Raw genomic sequence first — 19,744 nt, 5'->3', positions numbered from 1 at the left:
CATCCTCGCACTGCTGCGGTATTTTTACCGAAAACCTTGCAGGTGGAGGCGTTTCACATCCAAGCCCACGAAATCGGGAACGACTGTTCCCACTAAATAATATAGGATATGAAAACAAATGACCCAATCGTAAGAAAGAGAATAAAGTGGATAGGTATGATACTCTTAGCCGTAGTAGCAGCATTAGGTTTCAGCTATCTCTATACAAGAGGTGTATCACCCGTATGGGCTGCGGTAGCCATCGTATGTTTCCCCGGCTTCTTCCGATTCATATACAAGATTGCCTGTATCGTAATGGCAGCACTAATACTGTTTGCTATCCTCAGTTTCTTGGTCTTCTGAATCTACAGATAATGAAAAGGTCTCTACAACAATATAAACCATACATATCCTTAAGTAAGAATATGGAACATTGGAGCTGTCCTTCTCGGACGGCTCTTTTTATACCAGCCATTGGCAAGCCGATGAACTACAGGGCAAAGTTGGCCAATGCTTCTTATCGGACAGCAAGGTCGGGCCACAGGTGGTTTCGGAGAAAATCATCCTCGCTGTGCTGCGGTATTTTCCCCGAAAACCTTGCCTTACCGGAAGCATTAGCCGTAACGCCCTCGTAGTTCAACGGACTGCCAAAGTCCGAGTATTAACCATATAATAAAAGATAAAGCTATGAATCAAGCAATCATCGCAAGTGTACCGATGGCACCGATGCAGATGCCTGTGGTACGTAGAAGAAGAGTAAAGGTCACTGAACCTGAAATCAAGTTGCCGCCAAGAGGCTCACGAGGTCCAGTACATATATCGGAGCTGCTCAATCCCATTCTGGAGATAAGCAAGCATCCTGACCGTAACAGACTGCTTGCAGAGTTCTTCAACCAGTGAACATCACAAGAAAATAATTCAGTATTAACATTAAATCATAAAGTTATGTTTTTCACATCAATTTCACAGATGATGACCGAGAGCGTAGATCTTACGCTCGTCATCCGCAAAGCGAACGGACAACTTACTGTATCAACACTGCCGAAGGCCAACGGACTGAAAGATGAAGCCCAGAACCACATCGTTCCGCTGACACTAACGGGCACTCCCGAAGAGATGGATGCAGAGTTCCTGCAACACATCATGCAGCCTATACGCAAGGCTACGGGACTTATCTCCAATTTGATGGAGTTCGAGAAACAGGCAGACAAGGCTGCCGCCAACAGCAAGGCGGCAAAGGATGCCAAGGCTAAGGAGACCAAAGAGGAGAAGGAGAAGCGTGAGAAGTACGAGAAGCATATGAAGAAGGCAGAGGAGCTGATCACTGCCAAGAATCATAAGGATGCCATCACCGCACTCCAACAGGCTCGTATGTATGCCACTGCCGACAAGCAGAAGGAGGTAGATGATAAGATTGCCGCACAGAAGAAGGCGATGAACCAAGGCTCGCTCTTTGAGATGATGGAAGAGACTCCAGCACCTGCTCCACAAGTGGTACAACCGCAGAATGTGGCATCGCAACCTGCACAGCAGACTATCCAGCCGCAGGCTGCACCACGACAGATGCCGCCACAGCCTCAGCAGACGGTAATGCGTCCCGTGCAGCAGCCTATGCAACGACCTGTTCAGCAACCAGCACAGCCTCAGTATGGCGGGCAGCCTATGTTCACCGCACCACAAGGCGGTTATCCACCTCAAAATGTAGGACAGCAGCATCCTCACTATCCGCAGGGTGAGATTCCGATGTTCCCACACCAGGAGGAGCCTCCTATGCCCGAGGATTACGAACAGGCATATATGCACGAAGGCCCTGCATATCGCCCCGAGGATTATGAGGAATATCCCGACTTCCCTCAGTCAATGTTAGAAAATCATTATTCACAGGCATACGCCCAAACAGTTTAAGATTATGGCACTTTTAAGAAACGAAATGCAGCGATCATTCACCTTCAAGAAAGGTACAGAGATGATTACACTTCCTGATCCTAATCCGAACGACTCTCCGGAGAGTGTTATGAGCTTCTACTCGAACATCTATCCAGAACTGACCACAGCAACCGTACACGGCCCGACCATCAAGGATGACAAGGCTGTATATGAGTTCAAGACAACCATCGGAACAAAAGGATGAGAACTATGAGTAAGGACACTAAAAAGAAGAAGTCATGCAGACCATTGGACGAACATCAGTCGGAACAGCTCGCGAGGATGATAATCGCATCGACCAAGCGGGAGGTACGATACGGTGTGACAAGAGTAGAGAGAGTTACGGCGCCAACGGGTGCCGTAATTCTTTTCTAAAGACACCTATTCTCCCCATAGCACCACAGACTATTATGAGGGAGAGCTATAGCGGAAACAGTTATAACCTAATCACGCAGGAGAATTACGAATACCTGCGTGATTCTTATTTCCGCTATGCCGAACTTATGAATGTAAAGGCGGAGCATACGCCAGGCAGAACTATTGGTGAAGGTATTGTCAATCTCTACAATGAGATGAACGACCTCGTAAATAAAAGCGGCATGTATCTCAACCTTGAGGATGACAATGGCTGTCTATACTTCAATGTGTGGAACACACATACTTGGGGTGAGTACACACTGTATTACTTCCCTGTAAAGTTTGTGGAGGAACTGAATCCCACACTCAGACGCATTGTCATCACATTCTATCATAATTTCATGAAAGAGAACGGTATAACCACTATCAACGATGAGTCAGATATGGACTGGGCTATTGATATGCTGACTGAAGGCTGCTATGAGGATGAAGATGCCAAAGAGAGGCGAGCGAGGGAAAAGCTCGTGAAATCATACAAGGATGGTAGAGCATATAAACTCCTCGACAGGGTGTGGCGAAAGTCCTACTACAAGAACCTGCCGAAAGCTATAGAAGAATATGAGTGTAAGAATGGCTTTGAACAAGGTCTTATCGAACTGCTGAGAAGAGGACTTGAGTTCATAAAGACGGAGAAAGCCATCATGTACTATGGCTATGACCCGTTCTACGATGAGGAGCCCGATTATCTGCCGATGACACTCGAACAGCAGATAAGGGTTGTCTATGATAGCGATGATATAATGACGGAACACCTTATCGACTTCTATAATTCCTCCCGTCAGGAGTCATACGATATTATTCCTGCATCAACCTTTGCCGTCTCTCCAACGACCGACAAGGTTTTTACACTTGAAGATACCTACCCCGAAAGGTTTTTCAAGTGGGCAGATGATTTTATTCACTACATACGATAATCACTATGGATACCAACAAACTTACCAAGCAGATAAATACGATGCTGCGCCCCCGTGCGGCATTGATAGCATACTCCACAGATGGAGGAGATACATACTTCCTTGAAGTACGGAACATAGATAATGAGGGTGTTATGAGCGAAGGCCGTCCCGTAACGGTGGACTTCATCAACGAACTCATCAAGGGATATTCCGAAAGGCACAGCAGCACACCGCATGGTCGCATCCCAACAAATATGCTATGGAGTGATACCCGCAAGGGCTACGAGAAATATATCTGGTACAACCCGCCACAAAAGCGTATGATGTTCTTCAAGGAGTCGCTACATATTGAGAATGCCGAGTACAACCTGCCCGGTGTCATCTATGAGGTGCGTGATGAGCGTATGAATATCTACGCATACATAGACAAGGAGCTGAAGCCTGAAACAGAACTCTACGCGGCTCCGTTCTTCAATGTCACGGGGTCAAGCGTCTGTCTTGGCTCGGCAAAGATTGACAAGCCGACAGAGATTACCTACGACAAATTACTTGAGTATTGGGAAAAGAAGTTCTGGCTCACGGAGTTCTCACACCTCGGAGGTAACGGAAATCCCACAAAGAGCAACCTTGTACTCGTAACAAAGGCAGCAAAGGATGCTCCCTTCAACCTCGAAGAGTTAAAGCCTCTAAAGAATTTGAAACTTAAAGATATACTACGATGAAAAGAGTACATTATACCGACAGCTATCTGCTCAATCCACAACACCCCGTAACGGTAAACCTTATAGGTGGTGGAGGTACAGGCTCGCAAGTATTGACAAACCTTGCACGATTGGATGTAACACTTCGTGCCCTCGGACATCCGGGACTATTCGTAACGCTATACGATCCTGATATTGTAACTGAAGCCAACATAGGACGACAACTCTTCGGATATTCCGACTTGGGACTGAATAAGGCGAATTGCCTGATAACACGCATCAACAACTTCTTCGGGAATGACTGGAAGGCTATGCCGGCGTTCTATCCCTCCAATATGAAAGATGTACGACAGGAACATCTTGCCAATATAACCATAACCTGTACGGACAATATAAAGTCGAGAATAGACCTCTGGAATGTACTCAAAGCATTGCCACAGTATAATTATACAAACTATCAGACACCACTGTATTGGCTTGACTTCGGCAATACGCAAACATCGGGACAGGTTGTATTGGGCAGTATCCCAAAGAAGATAAAGCAACCTACTTCTCAAATCTACCAGACCGTACCATCGTTGAAGGTCATCACAAAGTTGGTAAAGTATGCCCGAATCAAGGAAGAGGACTCCGGTCCGAGCTGTTCGCTTGCCGAGGCTTTGGAGAAGCAGGACTTGTTCATCAACTCCACATTGGCACAGCTTGGCTGCAATATCCTCTGGAAGATGTTCCGACACGGTATGATAGAGCATCACGGACTCTATCTCAACCTTACGACAATGAAGGTCAATCCCATAATGGTATAACCGTAATAGACAGCTGTCATATTCTTAACGAGTATGATGGCTTTTTTTATGCTATCGCTCCATATTTATTACAATATCTTCATCATTTATAGCGTTTTATATTAAAAATGCCTTGAAATGCTATTAAAAAATGATAAAGCAACATTAATTTTTTGCTTTATTAGTAATTTTGCACATTAGGCATATATGATAAACAGTTCGGACTAACCCGACTTAAATATAGGACGCAATGAAAATAGAAAGGAAGATAGCCATTGGCTATACTATTATTGTCGCCCTAATTGGTGGTATCGTATATACGTACCTGCACGAATGGCGACAAATGAACAGATTGGAGCGTGAAGTGAAAGAGATTCACCGTCTCCGGCAAAGTGTGCATGAGGCATATGTACATATGCTCGACCTTACTATGTTCGGTGAAACCATTCTCGAATGGGAAAGAGCCGACACAACTCTCTATCGTGCCAAACGCCTCAAGGTGGATAGCATCCTTTGTGAGTTCAAGGATTACTATTCCGGTGAACGGATAGATAGCCTACGGGTGTTGATGGCAGAGAAAGAAATCCAACTCTTCAATATCTCCAAGCTGTTTGAAAAGCAGGTAGAACTCGGCGAAGAACTTGCCGAGCGTGTTCCCGTCATAGCATATGAGAGTACGCAGGAAGCTGAGAAGAAGAGTGGTTTCCTGGGTCTCTTCAAGAAGAAGGATAAACCGCAATCCACGACAACCACAAAACTTTATACCCTTAATCGGGATGTTATCAAGAAGCAGTCCGAGCAGAGCCGTCAACTCTCTGAAACGGCAGACAGCCTTGCTCATCGCAATTATGTAATCAACCAGCAATTGAAGGACCTTATTGCTGCAATGGACGGGCGTGTAACGGAGGATCTTCAAGCAAGGGAACAACAGATTATTAAGACTCGCGAGAGAACAAAGGTTTATTTAGGAAGCATTACGGCTTTTATTTTCATTGCTCTTATAGCCTCGTATTTTGTCATTATGCGTGACTATGGCAAGAAAGAGCGTGGCCGACGCAAGTTAGAGGAGAGTAACCGCAAGAACGCTGAGTTACTTGAAATGCGTAATAAGATTATCCTTACCATCTCACATGATATACGAGGGCCACTCAACAACATTATCGGTTATACAGATCTGGCCATGGACACACGGGAGAAGAAGAAACGCAATCTGCAACTGAAAAAGGTATTAGGTCGCAGCAAGCATATACTGCACCTTGTAAACAACCTGCTCGATGTCTATCGTCTTAATCAAGCGAAAGAGACTATGCACCCTGTGCCATTCCGAATTTCCGATTTACTGAATCGTGTGGTGGACGGTGCCACACAGCCTATCAATGATAAAGGGCTTCTCTTTGAGCATGAGTTCATAGGTGTTGATACAGTAGTCAAAGGCGATGTCGATAGAATAGAGCAAATCATCAACAACCTTATTGCCAATGCCGTCAAGTTCACTTCCGCAGGACATATCGGATTCAATGTAACCTATATGGACGGCACATTCACAATGAAAGTCAGCGATACGGGTATGGGTATGACCGAAGAGATGATGAAGCGTATCTATTTGCCATTCGAGCGTGCCGCAAATGCAGAGAACTCGGATGGTTATGGTCTTGGTCTGCCAATCGCCCACGGAATAGTAACAATGCTTGGCGGAACAATCAATGTAGAGAGTGAATTGAATAAAGGCACGACATTTACAGTTACTTTACCTCTACCTGTTACCAATGAGCCTATAGAAGAGGAAAGCGTTTCGTTTGACGCATCTCTGCACCTACCGAAGAATGTCATCGCCATCGATGATGATATGCTGCAACTTGAACTTGTAAAGGAGATGTTGGAGCGTAATGGAGTATCGTGTACAATATGCAGCAAGGTAGATAAACTGACCGAGGAACTGCGTAAGAAGAACTACGACCTGCTTTTGAGCGATATTCAGATGCCGAATACCGATGGATTCAAGTTGCTTGAATTGCTCCGCAAATCACGCATCGGTAACTCTAAGGATATTCCGATAGTGGCAATGACAGCACGAAGCGAAAGTGAGCGTGAAGCACTTCTTGAGGCTGGATTTGACGGTTGCATCTTCAAGCCGTTCTCCATGAATGAACTGTTGAAGGTCATTGCTTCAGTAGTCAAGGGCCGCGAACCAGGCAGTGATACGGACTTCTCAATGATACTTGCCAATGTATCGGACAAGAAGAAAATATTGAGAACGATGATAGAGTCCTGCGAGAAGGATATTGTCGATCTGAAGATTGCAATGACAGCCGAGAACAGGGAGTCGATGCGAAGCATAGCACATCGTATGTTCCCGATGTGGGAGATGGTCTCGATGGATGAGATTCTGCTTGCTTACCGCAATGTCCTGAAGGATACGGAGTGTGATACTCAAACCGTGTTAAACCACATTATCCAAACCAAAATATTATCCCAACTTGACTTTTTATTGTATTGAATATCAGTAAATTGTTATATTTTAGTAGCAGATAATAAAGAGTGATTGTTCCATTATTCAAGAACAGTCACTCATTTATTACTAAGTATTATCTCAATCCAAGAACTGTTGCTAATGAATCTTTATTTCTGATTTTCTTATATTTCTTTTCAACGCCTAAAGTCAGATTGTCTTCCATAGAGCATAAAGCTTGTACCATTTGTTCTGATGAAACTCCTACGTATTTCATTGTCGTTTCGATGCTCTCATGCCCCAATAGTTTTTGTATCTGCGCCAAGTTTACACCGTCTTCCAACCAATGGGTAGCCCGTGCATGCCGAAAACTATGGCAATGAAAATCCGCAGGAATTTCAAGTAGCCCCTGAGACGCAATTCTAACATACATTTTCAACCGCTTGCTAATCGCTTCTGAAGTGATTTTTTTGTTTGCATGGCCATATATGGGGAAAAATACAAAATCAGAAGGTAACGGATTGGCCGGATGGAACAACTTCACATAATGTTTCAGTATTTTTACCATGCTGTTCAACAAATAAATGGTACGTTGTTTATTCCCTTTACCCAAAACAAGAATGTAACTTTTCGTTTCATCCAGGTGCAGTGCCGACAGCCTTAATGATAATATTTCATCTATTCTTGTTCCGGTACTATATAAAAGATTGAACAAGGCAAAATCCCTCTTACCTATCAATGTCCGTGTATTGATGCTTGCAAAAATCCGTTTGATTGTATCTTTTGTGATTACTTCCACTTGTTTTTTAGGTTGCTGCATTCTTTTTATTTCAGCGGCATCACAATCATATTTTATGAATTGGATTTTCTTGTGCGCAAGGAAACGGAGGAAATTTTTCAATATGGAGAGACGATGATTGCATGTTTGCGGGCTGCATTTTCTTACTTCTTTCAGCCATGCAATCCATTCTTCAATCCAGTCCTTACGGAAGCATTCCCCACAAATGGTATTTGATGTGACTCCCTTCGAGGATTCAAGGAAATCTATATAGATTCCCATTCCCTCTCCGTATGATTTTAAAGCGTTATGGCTCAGATTCCTTATACACGGAAGATAAACCGTATGCCACTCATGGATGGCATCGGCGATAATTGAATGTTCTGCTTTAGTCTTCATATTCAAAATAGTCGTTTAAATCAGGTAAAAGTTCTTCATACCCACCTCCTGTCAGATTTTCCAACTGGTGTGCAAACAGCGGTACAAGCCTGTAATAATATAATGTGTTTTGAATGTAACGGTGTCCCATGGAACGGCTGAGATATAAGAGTTTGTCCATCCATTCAATGCCGCAGTGATCCCAACCGTTTATGTTCACGACCGCATAGTGACTGCGAAAATCATATGCTCTTGCGTGTGCCGTACTGACTTTCTTCCATACTTTCTTAAAACTTGCCGTTACCCATTCTCCGGAATATGGTTTGTCGTACTCGTTAGGAAAGAATATCTTTCTTCCGGGCATGAGATTTTCCATTTTGACATTATACATCTGCAATAGCGACCACATGGATTCGTGCAAGGCAGCCCGATGTTCATCTATGCTCTTTGTGTATCTTATATTTATAACACCGGATTGCAAGTCCACGTCTTCTACTCTGAGCAGACGGGCTTCTGTTGTACGCATCCCTGTACTGTACAAAAGTCGGAAAAAGACCGGAACTTCCACTTTCATAAGCGCAGCCCTCATGTCACGGCAATTTATTGGAGGTTCGAGATTGTCCGCTTCATTAAAGAATCTTGCAAGCTCTTCTGGAGTAAACGGATGTGGTTCGAATGATGTGACATTGACTCTTGGAATGGTGGATGGAAGAGGAATATTTACGAAACCACGGCTATTCGCATATTTCAGAAATCCTCTGACACCTACAATTCTGTTATTGCATGACTTTGCGGATTCCGTTTTTTTCTTCTTGCAATAATCAAGGACAATTTCTTCTGTAAGAGCTTCGGCTGACGGATAATTTTGGGCGCAGAAGTCATTGAAACGGCGAATCTTGTCCATTGTCCGCCTACTGAATTTTCCAGAGGCTCTTTTGTAAAGTTCATATTTCTTGACTATATGGGATATTGCGGAATAAGAGTATGGCTGTTCTGAAACAAGAGTACGCTTTGGCTTAGGTGTGTATTTTATGTCCGGAGGATATGATGGCAATTTGAACGGTGCCCCATATTTCGACCGGATATAACGGATGAAGCGCCTCAAAATAATGCATCGGTTACGGTTTGTATAATAGCTTTCCTTATCTGTCCTTGATGCCCATCCGGAGATAATATCATCCGACAGCACTCCGCCATGATTCATACAGTACTTGGCGAAAGAGTTCAGGTATATGCGGGTTATATAGTCACATTTTCCGATACCAGAGATGAAATTGACATATTCAGACATCAAATCTGCAAATTGGGGTAGATGTGAATCTGTTTTCATTCGAACAACTCCTTTCTTATTGGATAACATTCAATATTGATTCCGCATTCTCTCAGATGAGGGATGTCAGCATCTATATATGGGACTATAGATGAAGAACAGATATGTCCTAAAATATGGCTGATGACCCTAATCTCGGTACCTTTACCAAGTAATTTAGAGGCGAGGTTGTGCCGAAATACGCTGACTCCACGCCCGGATTCACCTTTTCTAAGGTTTAGTTTCTCAAAGACTGTATTGACAATGGTGCCGATACTTTTGTTCTCCAACCTTTCTGTCGCATTCTTCTTGTTGGGAAACAGATACACGGATCCGGCCTCATTGTCCCGTTCATTACGTATGTAATCAAACAATGAGTTTCCAACATGAGGAAGAAGGGGCAACACTATCGGATTACCAGTCTTTTCCTGGACGAAGCTGACTCGTTCCTTCTTCCAATCTATGTCTGTCAATTTCAAGTTGGCAATGTCGCATCCTCTTATGCCAGTATATAAGGCCAATGAAACTATAGCTTTTTCCCTGAAAGTCAAAATATTGTTAGAGTCTGACAAAGCATTTTTTATCACATTGATTTCATCATCCTTAAGATAGTTGAAGTTTTTCCTTTCATATTTCAAATCAGGGAAATAACCTAATACTTTTTTCATGTCGTATAAATCCCCCAACTCTTTAAGGGCTGACGCTATGTGACCGCAATATGTCCTTGAACGCTTTTGCTGTTCTTCTTTAAGGAAAAAGGACAAAACATGTTCTTCTTTGATTTCATCCAATGAAGAGACGTGGAACTTTTGCATCTCAAAAAGGAACATTGTAACGGCATCGGTTTCCATTTTTACTGTGGACTTCTTTTTATGTTCTGCGGCACGTTTCCGGTAAATGTCTATAACTTTCTGAAAACTGGGGTTAAGCATATTATACCTGGAAGGATAGCATAACGGAACAAAGGACTTCTTGTCCGGGTAGTGCCCAAATTCATCATATGCTTGGATAGTACGTAAATGCATCATCCTAAGATCCAATGTCGCTTTTGTATATCCCCTTGTACGGATAAACTTTTCTGCAAATTGTTCATACGAATGAAAACATCCTTCATGTTCAAAAAGAAGTCTTAAAACAAATTTTACTCCTTTGATGTACTGAATGTCATAACCACGGGAAACGAGGTTGTCCAGTAACTTCTTCTGGCTTAATTTTAACTGTGCTATATTCATATTCTTCCTATTGGCTTTAGTGCCATTAGCAAAGATATAGGAATGTATTATCCAAACCTATTCATCCTATAACAGAATGATTTACAGAATAAAAAACTGTATTTTTAGGATAATGCTGGGGTTTGGATAACTGCTATTATCCGAAATTTCGGATAATAGCAGCGAGTCTTGTGGATAAAAATGAAATCTTGATACAACGTTATAGTCGTGAGATGTCGCACATCAAGGAGCAATTGGAAGCGAAGGAGAAATGTTTGAAGGAATACCAGCATGCGGCTCAGTGGAAAGCGCATCGTGACGTGGAATCCTTGATCAAGGAAAAGGAGCGTTTGGCGAAGTGTTTGCTGGAACAGTTGGATACGTTCAAGAAGCTGAAGATACTTTCTAAATCGGAAACGATATTGCCGGATTCAGATTGGAGAAACTTGATCGAGATCGTAAATACTCTTTATGATGATTTTATAAGTCGTTTACGTGTCGCTTATCCGGATTTGACGGAGGATGCCATTCGTTTTTGTTGCTTGATCAAATTGCGGCTAACCTCGGCGGAGCTGATGTCAGTCTTGAATGTGACGAAGGACGCTATCTATAAACGCAAATTTCGTTTGAAAAAAGAATTGATGCCAGATGATGATACTCGTTCCCTCGACGATTTCTTGGGAAGCTATTAGATCTGAACGAATAGTTTTCTTGTTAATAACTATGTTTTAGGGCATGATTTCGTTAAATCGAGTTAAGTGAATGAATTTTGCAAATAATTCAGTATGCTACATAACATAAAATCGCCTATATTTGCACTGTGTTTTTCATGGTATTAGATTTAAGGTTAACAATTGAGATTGGCTGTCCGTGACGGATAGCCTTTTTTTGTATAGAGGCATGAATACACGAATTTTTGAGAACACTGCTTAAGCGCCCCTTTCCGAGGGTAACATCCATACTTTCAAAGTAAGCTAATTTCATCGGCAAAGTAAGTTAACTTGCTTTGGTATTTCAGCTAACTTACTTTGTCAATGAAGCTAATTGTATTTTTATGATCTTTTTCGGTTATTCTTTGTCTGTTTCGATTTTGTATACAATTGATGTGTTTTTGTACGCTTTTAGTTTAGTTATGCATTTAATAGTCAATTTTTTATTATATAATTTTGTCTTGTGTTTTTTTATGATTTCCTTGGTTAGCTGTTAGCACCAATTGATATATAAGGTTTGATGGCTAATAGAAGAGGGGGTAAGGAAAGAAAAATATCAAACGAATATACTTGGGACCTTAACGGACAGAACAAAATATAATATTATTCTGTTGATTGTTGTTGGAGGTAAGATTTCGTATTCCCTTAATTTATAAGAGTATATGCAAGAGAATAGGTATAATACATGTGATCGTTTTTTAGGCGGATTAGAAAAAGACTTTATTATTACGGAACAGATTGAAGATAGTCCATTGACTTCAGAGCCTTCTTTTTTGGATTACGGGATAATAGCAGTATGTAATAGAGGTAGTGCGATCATTCATTTGCTTGAAAATAAGCATGTATGGAATAAGAATGAATTGATTTTCTTATTTCCGAGACAGTTATGCTCAATGCGGAACGTGAGTGAGGACTTCTCGGCGAAGTTTATCATCATACCACATGTACTACATGGGGATGTATTAAGTTCCTTACGTCATTTTGATCCGGGATTTCATTTTTTCGTGAAGGATCATTTTTACTATAATATAGAGGATAATAATGGTATTGAGCGTTTTCAATCATTTTGCAAATTGATAGAGAATGAGCTTGAGCGGTATCGGGGTAATGGGCTTCTGAGGGAGCGGATTATATGTTACTTGGGGATTTTTTACATGGATGTTTACGACTATTATGTGAAAGTGCGTAAGAAAATCCCTTTCAGGACTAGTTTGAGAAAAGAGCAATTGATCTATGATTTCTGTAGTCTCGTGGCAGAGAATTTCAAGAATCACAAGAATGTCGGATTTTATGCGGATAAATTGAATATAACGACAACTTATTTAAGTGCGATCATGAATGAAAGGTGTGGCATTTCAGCCAAGGAGTTTTTATCTATCTATATAGTGTTAGAGGTAAAGTCGTTGCTACGTGACTCTCGATTAAATATACAGGAGATCGCTATATTGACTAATTTTCCGTCTCAATCGACATTGAATCGCTTTTTTCGTCAACGGACGGGAATGACTCTTTCTCAATATCGAAAACATATATTCTCAACATGATTATGTTTGATTTTCATATTATTTCTATAACTTTAAACTTCTGCTGCAATCGTTATTATCGTTCATTTGTTGTATAAATAACAGAGGAGATTGCTTGATTGATTTAAAGTAGGGAATTAGTGGTTATAATTTAATATGACGATGGGACAATGTAATAAAATGCTAGAGGAAATGAGCTTTAATGCCCTATTCCAGAAATTACCTGTTGGAATTGAAGTTTATGACGAGAGGGGGCAGCTAGTGGATCTCAATAGGACGGACGAGAATTTGTTCGCTATAAGCCGGAAGGATATTATGGGAATAAATCTTTTCGAGAATCCTAATTTTCCAGAGGACAAGATCGCTCGTCTGAAACAGGGAGAAATGGTTGTGTTCGATTGTAATTATGAATTTGATAATATACAAACGAATGAGTACTATAACATAGACCCAAAAAAGGAAGGTACAAATTTACGTCTGTCTATTAAATGTGTGCCGTTGAAAGGAGAGGCTGAAGATATCTGTGGATATGTACTAATGTTTACGGATGAGACGGAAGAATATCAAAAGTCGGAGAAAGTAGAGGAACTGTTCACGAAGTTGAAAACGGTTATGCGTTGCAGTGATTCCTTGCTGTGGGAATATGATGTTAAAACCGATAAGATGCATATCGATCTGGATTTACGTGTTTTAGGTAATAAATCCAGATTGAGAGCAAGTAACTTGACAACGAAAAAAGATTTTTGTGAGATCGTACATCCGGAAGATCGGGAAAGGGTACTTGTACAAGGCTTTGAAAAGATTGTTACGGGTGAGATCGGTGAATATAGTATTCAATACCGACAGCTTTTTGAGGGGCAATATGTTTGGGTGAGAGCGTATGCGTACCCTTATAAATATGATGAGGCGGGAAGACCAGCGAAAATCCTTTATTACTTGATGGACATAACGGATGAGATCGCCATGCAAGATAAATTGCGCTGGGTGGAACGAGAGCGTCAACGGAAAGAATATGAGTTAGCTAAGGCTAAAGAGGCGAATCGGCTTAAGTCTATGTTCTTGGCGAATATGAGTCATGAGATCCGTACGCCTTTAAATGCTATTGTTGGTTTCGCGAATATACTGGCAGAGACCAAGGAGATAGAGGAGGAGGAACGAGAGTTTTATGTGGATATCATTGACAAGAATAGTGAATTGCTTCTGCAATTGATTGAGGATATCCTTGATTTCTCAAAGATTGAGGCGGGAACCTTTGACATTACGAAGAGAAATTTTGATTTTAAGGAGATCTGTGAGGAAACCTATGCGGTACATGCCTTGAAGATTCCGAAAAACGTTCGATTTGTTTTCGATCGGGGCTCACAACCCGTGACTGTTTTCTCAGATCCGAAACGAGTCGTACAGGTTATTTCTAATTTCTTGACAAATGCGATTAAGTTTACTTCGGAAGGTGAGATCAAATTAGCCTATAAGGTATCGAATGATGAAATACGAGTTTCGGTCTCGGATACGGGAATGGGAATCTCGGAGGAAGATTGTAGAACTATATTCGATCGCTTTGTTAAGTTGAACGCTTGCAAACAAGGTACCGGATTAGGATTGGCGATTTGCAAAAATATTATCGAGAAACTAGGGGGACGAATCGGGGTAGAATCTACATTGGGAGTAGGTTCCACTTTTTGGTTTACCTTGCCTTTGAAGGAGATTAAAGAGAATGAACCTAAGTTCTAAGGGGATATATATTATTTTACGGATATGTTTTAAAGCATGGTTTTTGTTAAATCTGGTTAAGGATATGAGATTTGCAAATAAAATATTATGCTACATAACATAAAATCTCTATATTTGCACTGTGTTTTTCATGGTATTAGATTTAAGGTTAACAATTGAGATTGGCTGTCCGTGATGGATAGCCTTTTTTGTTTCAAAAAATCATAACCATGAGATTTTAGGAGTGTAGCTGAAGGTTTTTTCGTAAATTTGCGCTCCGTTTGTAATACTAGATCCTGTATTTAAGTGTATGAAAAGAGTATTCTGTCCAAAATGTGATAATCAGTTGTCTTTTGATGAGACCAAATATCCGGAAGGGAAGGTATTAGCCTTCGTCTGTCCGCAGTGTGGAGCGCAATTTAAGATTAAATTGGGCCGAAAGGTGGTGAAGACGGCTACCGGTGAGGAAAAAGAGGTGAAGGAACCGGATTTCTCTTGTGGTTATATTACCATTATCGAGAATGGTTTTGCTTTTAAGCAAGATCTACCATTAGTGATGGGAGATAATGTGATTGGTCGCCGTAATAAGGATACGGAAGGTGTAGATGTCCCTATTATCACGAGCGATCCAAGTATGGGGCGTAAGCATTGTGTGATTAATGTAAAGAAAGACACTAATGGCAAGTTCGTTTATATGGTGCGTGACTTTCCTAGCTTGACCGGGACTTTTGTGAAAAATGTATTGGTCGGTAAAAAAGAACAAGTACGTATCGGGGAAGGTTCGATCGTAACGATTGGCGCTACTACTTTTATCTTACATTCGGCGAACGAGGGAGAAGAAGAGGAATAAATATAAAAAACTTCAGAGGCTGTTCCCGTTAATGATCTCGATCTTTAACTTCGGGTCGGAATGATGGCAGATAAGGGATTTTGGCGTTTGTTTTGGGAGTGAGTTATAAGATATATGCTCATTCCGGGATACAGCTCTGAAGTATCACTGAGAAAACAAGGCTCATAGGTATTAAGATTAAGCCGATTAACATAAAGAAATGAAAAGAACCGAAAGAATAGTTGTATTAACTATGGTTAAAATAGGCTCTTAGGGTTTGTTTTTCTAGAAATTAGCTAACTTTTTGTGTGGTTTTTGAAATGTTAATGAGCACGAGGTTAAATAGAAATATGGACAGTCATGGAGCAGGTTCCTAAACAACAGCCGGTAAATAAAACAGCATTCCGGGTATTGGTGGCGTTAAGTGTTACGCATTGTTTGAATGATTCGTTGCAATCCGTAATCTCGGCGGTTTATCCACTTTTCAAGGATGATTTAGCGTTGAGCTTCGCCCAAATCGGGTTGATTACGCTTGTTTATCAATTATCCGCTTCTGTTTTCCAGCCTATAACCGGTTTGGTTTTTGATAAGCGTCCCGTGGCTTGGTCGTTACCTATTGGTATGAGTTTTACGTTGGTCGGCTTGTTGAATCTCGCTTTTTCCTCTACGCTCCATTGGGTCTTGATCTCCGTATTCTTGATAGGTATCGGGTCTTCGGTTTTGCATCCGGAAGCGTCCCGGATCACCTCGCTAGCGTCGGGAGGGCGTAGGGGATTGGCGCAATCGCTTTTTCAAGTGGGTGGTAATTTGGGCGGATCGTTAGGTCCGCTACTGGTTGCTCTATTGGTGGCGCCTTATGGACGGACTCATATCGCTTTGTTTTCTATACTAGCATTCGTCGCTATTTTGGTGATGATTCCTATCTGCCGTTGGTATAAGGCGTATTTGAGTCGGGTGAAATGGCAGAAGAAGTCGGGTGAGACGCATGTGGAGATGCCTCTTTCTTTGGGAAAAACAGTCTTTTCGATCTCGATATTGCTGACCTTGATTTTCTCTAAATATATCTATATGGCTAGTTTGAATAGCTACTATACCTTTTACTTGATCCATAAATTCGGGGTGAGTGTACAGACTTCGCAGATCTGTTTGTTCGTCTTCCTGATCGCTACGGCCATGGGAACCTTGGCGGGTGGTCCTATCGGTGATAAGATAGGACGGAAATATGTGATTTGGGGATCGATTCTAGGGGCAGCCCCATTTAGCTTGTTGATGCCGCATGTGGGATTCGCTTGGACGATCGTGCTTAGTTTTTGCGTGGGTTTGGTCTTATCATCGGCGTTCCCGGCTATTTTGTTGTATGCGCAAGAGTTGCTTCCTTATAAATTAGGTCTTATCTCGGGACTTTTCTTTGGATTTGCTTTCGGTGTGGCGGGTATAGCCTCGGCCGTATTAGGAAATATGGCGGATCATTATGGAATAGAGGCTGTCTACAACGTATGTGGCTTCATGCCTCTTTTAGGACTGGTTACTTGGTTCCTTCCCAACTTGAAAAAGAAGTAAAAACAATCCTCCCTTTTTCGCTGTTATTACTCCAACTGAACGTCAATTACTAAATGAGTTTATGGTGAGTAATATAGTATCTTACAGTATTCTTTTGCTGTATCTTCTTCCATGCGCTTCATGGAGCCAAGGGAACGATGTGGATTTAAGCTTGGAACAATCTCTCGACCTGCTTCATAAGGAAAATAAAAGCTTGAAAATAGCAGGGAAAGAAGTGGAATGGGCTCGGAATGAGCATCAAAAGCTAAACGCTTTTTGGTATCCGTCGGTGAACGCCGCGGGTGCTTTCGTACATATGTCGAATCCGATAGAGGTACGGCAGTCGCTGAGTAAATATACGGAACCGGCGAAGGAGTTTGTCCATAATTATATCCCGGATAATGAGCTGATCATGTCGGTATTGGATAAGATCGGGCAAGGTACTTTCTCGCTTCCGCTGATCTCCCAAAACATCACTTCTATAGACGCTACGGTGACGTGGCCTGTTTTCACGGGAGGAAAACGTATCTATGCGAACAAGATCGGAAAGACGATGGTCTCTATAGCGGAGGTGAATAGGAGCCAAGTGGATGCTAACCAACAATCCTTATTGATCGAGGCTTATTTCGGGCTTCGTTTGGGACAAAGCGTGGTGGACGTAAAAACAGAAGTGTACAATTCTTTGAAAACCCATTATGACCAAGCCCTTAAATTAGAGCAAAACGGGATGATCAATCGGGCCGAGCGTCTGTTCGCTCAGGTGAGTATGGACGAGGCGAAACGAGAACTGGAATCGGCCCGTAAGGATTTAGCGGTCGCCCAACAGGCGTTTAAAAGCTTGATTAATATGGAGGAGGGGAGCGACGTACGTACCACGACTCCTTTATTTATTAATGAGGCGCTTCCTCCGGTCCAATACTTCAAGGATCTGGTTCCGATGAATAATTATATAGTCAATCAATTGAAATTGCAGCAGGTTGTAGCCGATAATCAACTAAAGATCGGCCGGTCCGCTTATGTCCCGAATATCGCTTTATTCGGCAAACAGACTTTGTACGCTGATGGACTGGATAAATATTTGTTGCCTCGTACGATGGTAGGAGTTGGTTTTACGTGGAATATTTTTGATGGCTTGAACCGGGAGAAAACCATCCGGCAGGCAAAGATCGCTAGTCAGTCGCTTCGTTTGGGTAAGGAGAAGGCGATTACGGATCTGGAGGTCGGTATCGATAAATTCTACAGCCAGCTACAAAATGCCTTGGACAATGTAAAAGCTTTGGATACGACGATCGAGATGAGCCGGGAACTGGTCCGGGTGCGGAAGAAATCTTTCCAAGAGGGAATGGCTACTTCTACGGAGGTAGTCGATGCTGAGGTTATGCTGGCGAAGGTGAAGACCGCTTTTCTTTTGGCTTATTATCAGTATGATGTAGCCTTGATTAATCTGCTGTCTGTCTGCGGTACGCCGGAGCAGTTCCACCAATACAAGATGGAGGGAAAGACCGAGGAGCTTTTGGGGAATTGAAAATTGAGAATTGAAAATTGAAAATTGAAAATTTAGGAGTTATGGATAAAACTAAGAGATATTTGAGTGTGGCCTTCGTCGCAGTCTTGGCGATTGTTATAGTTGTCTCGTTGATCGGGATGATCTTGTTGAAAAAGAAGCCGGTGATCTTGCAAGGGCAGATCGAGGCAACGGAAATACGTATCTCCGGTAAGTTACCGGGGCGTATCGATACCTTTCTGGTAAAAGAGGGACAGAATGTACGCCAAGGCGATACCTTGGTAGTCATCAATAGTCCGGAGGCGTTGGCTAAATATCAACAGGTGAACGCCATGGAGAACATAGCGAAGTATCAGCACCAGAAAGTGGATGAGGGTACACGAAAGCAAATCATCGCTTCCTTGCAACAATTGTGGAATAAATCCAAATCGGATTTACAATTGGCGAAGATTACCTATGATCGGGTGAATGCCTTGTATAAAGATAGCGTGGTAACCTCACAGCGTAAAGATGAGGTGGAGGCCATGTATAAAGCGGCTGAGGCCGCCGAACGTGCCGCTTATAGCCAATATCAAATGGCGGTAGACGGGGCGCAGATACAAGATAAGGAGAGCGCCCGCTCGTTGGTGACGGCGGCGCAAGGAACCGTGGAGGAGGTGGCGGCTCTCTTACAGGACGCTCGGTTGACGGCTCCGGAATCGGGACAAATCTCCGCTATCTTCCCGAAACGGGGAGAGTTGGTTGGGGCCGGGATGCCAATCATGAACTTAGTCGTATTAGATGACGTGCATGTGGTATTGAACGTACGTGAGGATCGTTTGCCTTTATTTAAGATGGGAGGAACGTTTGTCGCCGATGTACCGGCGATCGATAAGAAGGATATTGAGTTCAAGATCAATTATATCAGTCCGTTGGGCAGTTTCGCTACTTGGAAATCTACCAAGCAGACAGGTAGCTATGACTTGCGGACCTTCGAGATACATGCCTTACCGGTGGAGAAGGTGGAGGGATTGCGTCCCGGTATGTCCGTACTCTATCAACTCCCTTGATACTATCCAGTTGTAGAGACGGGGCACGCCCCCGTCTCTACAACTAAATAA

The 19,744-nt window shown here is 42.4% G+C and carries 18 protein-coding genes; 15 read left to right on the top strand and 3 right to left on the bottom strand.

The window, feature by feature from the left end; genetic code table 11:
- The first annotated feature begins 108 nt into the window (after positions 1-108).
- From ACYIA1_RS22850 to ACYIA1_RS22815, 8 genes are all read left to right on the top strand, one after another.
- Positions 109-342, top strand: a complete 234-nt coding sequence (locus ACYIA1_RS22850; protein ID WP_480334883.1) for a hypothetical protein — start codon at positions 109-111, stop codon at positions 340-342.
- Positions 343-666: 324 nt separating this feature from the next.
- Complete coding sequence (locus ACYIA1_RS22845; protein WP_202192080.1) at positions 667-879, top strand: hypothetical protein; 213 nt, start codon at positions 667-669, stop codon at positions 877-879.
- 45 nt (positions 880-924) lie between these two features.
- A complete protein-coding gene (locus ACYIA1_RS22840; protein WP_480334881.1) occupies positions 925-1,884 on the top strand; it encodes a PRTRC system protein E in 960 nt (319 codons plus the stop codon).
- Between the two features lie 4 nt (positions 1,885-1,888).
- Positions 1,889-2,110 carry a PRTRC system protein C gene (locus ACYIA1_RS22835; RefSeq protein ID WP_025018924.1) on the top strand — a complete coding sequence of 74 codons (222 nt, stop codon included), beginning with the start codon at positions 1,889-1,891 and terminating at the stop codon, positions 2,108-2,110.
- Between the two features lie 34 nt (positions 2,111-2,144).
- Positions 2,145-3,236, top strand: a complete 1,092-nt coding sequence (locus ACYIA1_RS22830) for a hypothetical protein (RefSeq protein ID WP_202578457.1) — start codon at positions 2,145-2,147, stop codon at positions 3,234-3,236.
- 5 nt (positions 3,237-3,241) lie between these two features.
- On the top strand, positions 3,242-3,940 hold the full coding sequence (locus ACYIA1_RS22825) for a PRTRC system protein B (protein WP_480334879.1): 699 nt from the start codon (positions 3,242-3,244) through the stop codon (positions 3,938-3,940).
- On the top strand, positions 3,937-4,725 hold the full coding sequence (locus tag ACYIA1_RS22820) for a PRTRC system ThiF family protein (protein WP_480334877.1): 789 nt from the start codon (positions 3,937-3,939) through the stop codon (positions 4,723-4,725). Before ACYIA1_RS22825 ends, ACYIA1_RS22820 begins: the two co-directional genes overlap by 4 nt.
- A gap of 229 nt (positions 4,726-4,954) precedes the next feature.
- Positions 4,955-7,201 carry an ATP-binding response regulator gene (locus ACYIA1_RS22815; protein WP_480334875.1) on the top strand — a complete coding sequence of 749 codons (2,247 nt, stop codon included), beginning with the start codon at positions 4,955-4,957 and terminating at the stop codon, positions 7,199-7,201.
- A gap of 88 nt (positions 7,202-7,289) precedes the next feature.
- Here the strand turns inward: ACYIA1_RS22815 and ACYIA1_RS22810 are convergent, their stop codons facing one another.
- The 3 genes from ACYIA1_RS22810 to ACYIA1_RS22800 form a co-directional block, all read right to left on the bottom strand.
- Positions 7,290-8,330: a tyrosine-type recombinase/integrase gene (locus ACYIA1_RS22810; RefSeq protein ID WP_117852433.1), complete on the bottom strand. Its 1,041-nt coding sequence runs from the start codon at positions 8,328-8,330 to the stop codon at positions 7,290-7,292.
- The gene (locus ACYIA1_RS22805) at positions 8,320-9,213 is read right to left on the bottom strand and encodes a tyrosine-type recombinase/integrase (RefSeq protein WP_480334873.1); all 894 of its coding nucleotides are present in this window, start codon (positions 9,211-9,213) and stop codon (positions 8,320-8,322) included. The genes ACYIA1_RS22810 and ACYIA1_RS22805 overlap by 11 nt, the downstream gene beginning before the upstream one ends.
- A gap of 422 nt (positions 9,214-9,635) precedes the next feature.
- Positions 9,636-10,850 carry a tyrosine-type recombinase/integrase gene (locus ACYIA1_RS22800; RefSeq protein ID WP_117991734.1) on the bottom strand — a complete coding sequence of 405 codons (1,215 nt, stop codon included), beginning with the start codon at positions 10,848-10,850 and terminating at the stop codon, positions 9,636-9,638.
- A 170-nt stretch (positions 10,851-11,020) separates the two neighbouring features.
- Between ACYIA1_RS22800 and ACYIA1_RS22795 the strand changes: the two genes are divergently transcribed.
- From ACYIA1_RS22795 to ACYIA1_RS22765, 7 genes are all read left to right on the top strand, one after another.
- Positions 11,021-11,521 carry a hypothetical protein gene (locus ACYIA1_RS22795; protein ID WP_229100139.1) on the top strand — a complete coding sequence of 167 codons (501 nt, stop codon included), beginning with the start codon at positions 11,021-11,023 and terminating at the stop codon, positions 11,519-11,521.
- A 911-nt stretch (positions 11,522-12,432) separates the two neighbouring features.
- Positions 12,433-13,083, top strand: coding sequence for an AraC family transcriptional regulator (locus ACYIA1_RS22790; RefSeq protein WP_226769897.1), 651 nt, complete (start codon positions 12,433-12,435; stop codon positions 13,081-13,083).
- A gap of 141 nt (positions 13,084-13,224) precedes the next feature.
- Positions 13,225-14,793, top strand: a complete 1,569-nt coding sequence (locus tag ACYIA1_RS22785; RefSeq protein ID WP_211737603.1) for a PAS domain-containing sensor histidine kinase — start codon at positions 13,225-13,227, stop codon at positions 14,791-14,793.
- Between the two features lie 289 nt (positions 14,794-15,082).
- Positions 15,083-15,622, top strand: a complete 540-nt coding sequence (locus ACYIA1_RS22780; protein WP_005868017.1) for an FHA domain-containing protein — start codon at positions 15,083-15,085, stop codon at positions 15,620-15,622.
- Between the two features lie 339 nt (positions 15,623-15,961).
- A complete protein-coding gene (locus ACYIA1_RS22775; RefSeq protein ID WP_057318860.1) occupies positions 15,962-17,161 on the top strand; it encodes an MFS transporter in 1,200 nt (399 codons plus the stop codon).
- Positions 17,162-17,222: 61 nt separating this feature from the next.
- Positions 17,223-18,665 (top strand): TolC family protein, encoded by a 1,443-nt coding sequence (locus tag ACYIA1_RS22770; protein WP_270215125.1) that lies wholly within the window; start codon positions 17,223-17,225, stop codon positions 18,663-18,665.
- 41 nt (positions 18,666-18,706) lie between these two features.
- Complete coding sequence (locus ACYIA1_RS22765; RefSeq protein WP_005868022.1) at positions 18,707-19,693, top strand: HlyD family secretion protein; 987 nt, start codon at positions 18,707-18,709, stop codon at positions 19,691-19,693.
- The last annotated feature ends 51 nt before the right edge of the window (positions 19,694-19,744 follow it).

It is taken from the genome of Parabacteroides sp. KHUB-02, from assembly GCF_056640955.1.
The sequence above is the reverse complement of the archived record's forward strand: the minus strand, read 5'-3'. Positions and strand labels throughout refer to the sequence as shown.

Excerpts from the sequence above, each read along its gene's own strand:
- ACYIA1_RS22850 (WP_480334883.1), top strand. The coding sequence starts at position 109 with ATGAAAACAAATGACCCAATCGTAAGAAAGAGAATAAAGTGGATAGGT.
- ACYIA1_RS22845 (WP_202192080.1), top strand. The coding sequence starts at position 667 with ATGAATCAAGCAATCATCGCAAGTGTACCGATGGCACCGATGCAGATG.
- ACYIA1_RS22840 (WP_480334881.1), top strand. The coding sequence starts at position 925 with ATGTTTTTCACATCAATTTCACAGATGATGACCGAGAGCGTAGATCTT.
- ACYIA1_RS22835 (WP_025018924.1), top strand. The coding sequence starts at position 1,889 with ATGGCACTTTTAAGAAACGAAATGCAGCGATCATTCACCTTCAAGAAA.
- ACYIA1_RS22830 (WP_202578457.1), top strand. The coding sequence starts at position 2,145 with ATGCAGACCATTGGACGAACATCAGTCGGAACAGCTCGCGAGGATGAT.
- ACYIA1_RS22825 (WP_480334879.1), top strand. The coding sequence starts at position 3,242 with ATGGATACCAACAAACTTACCAAGCAGATAAATACGATGCTGCGCCCC.
- ACYIA1_RS22820 (WP_480334877.1), top strand. The coding sequence starts at position 3,937 with ATGAAAAGAGTACATTATACCGACAGCTATCTGCTCAATCCACAACAC.
- ACYIA1_RS22815 (WP_480334875.1), top strand. The coding sequence starts at position 4,955 with ATGAAAATAGAAAGGAAGATAGCCATTGGCTATACTATTATTGTCGCC.
- ACYIA1_RS22810 (WP_117852433.1), bottom strand. The coding sequence starts at position 8,330 with ATGAAGACTAAAGCAGAACATTCAATTATCGCCGATGCCATCCATGAG.
- ACYIA1_RS22805 (WP_480334873.1), bottom strand. The coding sequence starts at position 9,213 with ATGGACAAGATTCGCCGTTTCAATGACTTCTGCGCCCAAAATTATCCG.
- ACYIA1_RS22800 (WP_117991734.1), bottom strand. The coding sequence starts at position 10,850 with ATGAATATAGCACAGTTAAAATTAAGCCAGAAGAAGTTACTGGACAAC.
- ACYIA1_RS22790 (WP_226769897.1), top strand. The coding sequence starts at position 12,433 with ATGCGGAACGTGAGTGAGGACTTCTCGGCGAAGTTTATCATCATACCA.
- ACYIA1_RS22785 (WP_211737603.1), top strand. The coding sequence starts at position 13,225 with ATGGGACAATGTAATAAAATGCTAGAGGAAATGAGCTTTAATGCCCTA.
- ACYIA1_RS22780 (WP_005868017.1), top strand. The coding sequence starts at position 15,083 with ATGAAAAGAGTATTCTGTCCAAAATGTGATAATCAGTTGTCTTTTGAT.
- ACYIA1_RS22775 (WP_057318860.1), top strand. The coding sequence starts at position 15,962 with ATGGAGCAGGTTCCTAAACAACAGCCGGTAAATAAAACAGCATTCCGG.
- ACYIA1_RS22770 (WP_270215125.1), top strand. The coding sequence starts at position 17,223 with ATGGTGAGTAATATAGTATCTTACAGTATTCTTTTGCTGTATCTTCTT.
- ACYIA1_RS22765 (WP_005868022.1), top strand. The coding sequence starts at position 18,707 with ATGGATAAAACTAAGAGATATTTGAGTGTGGCCTTCGTCGCAGTCTTG.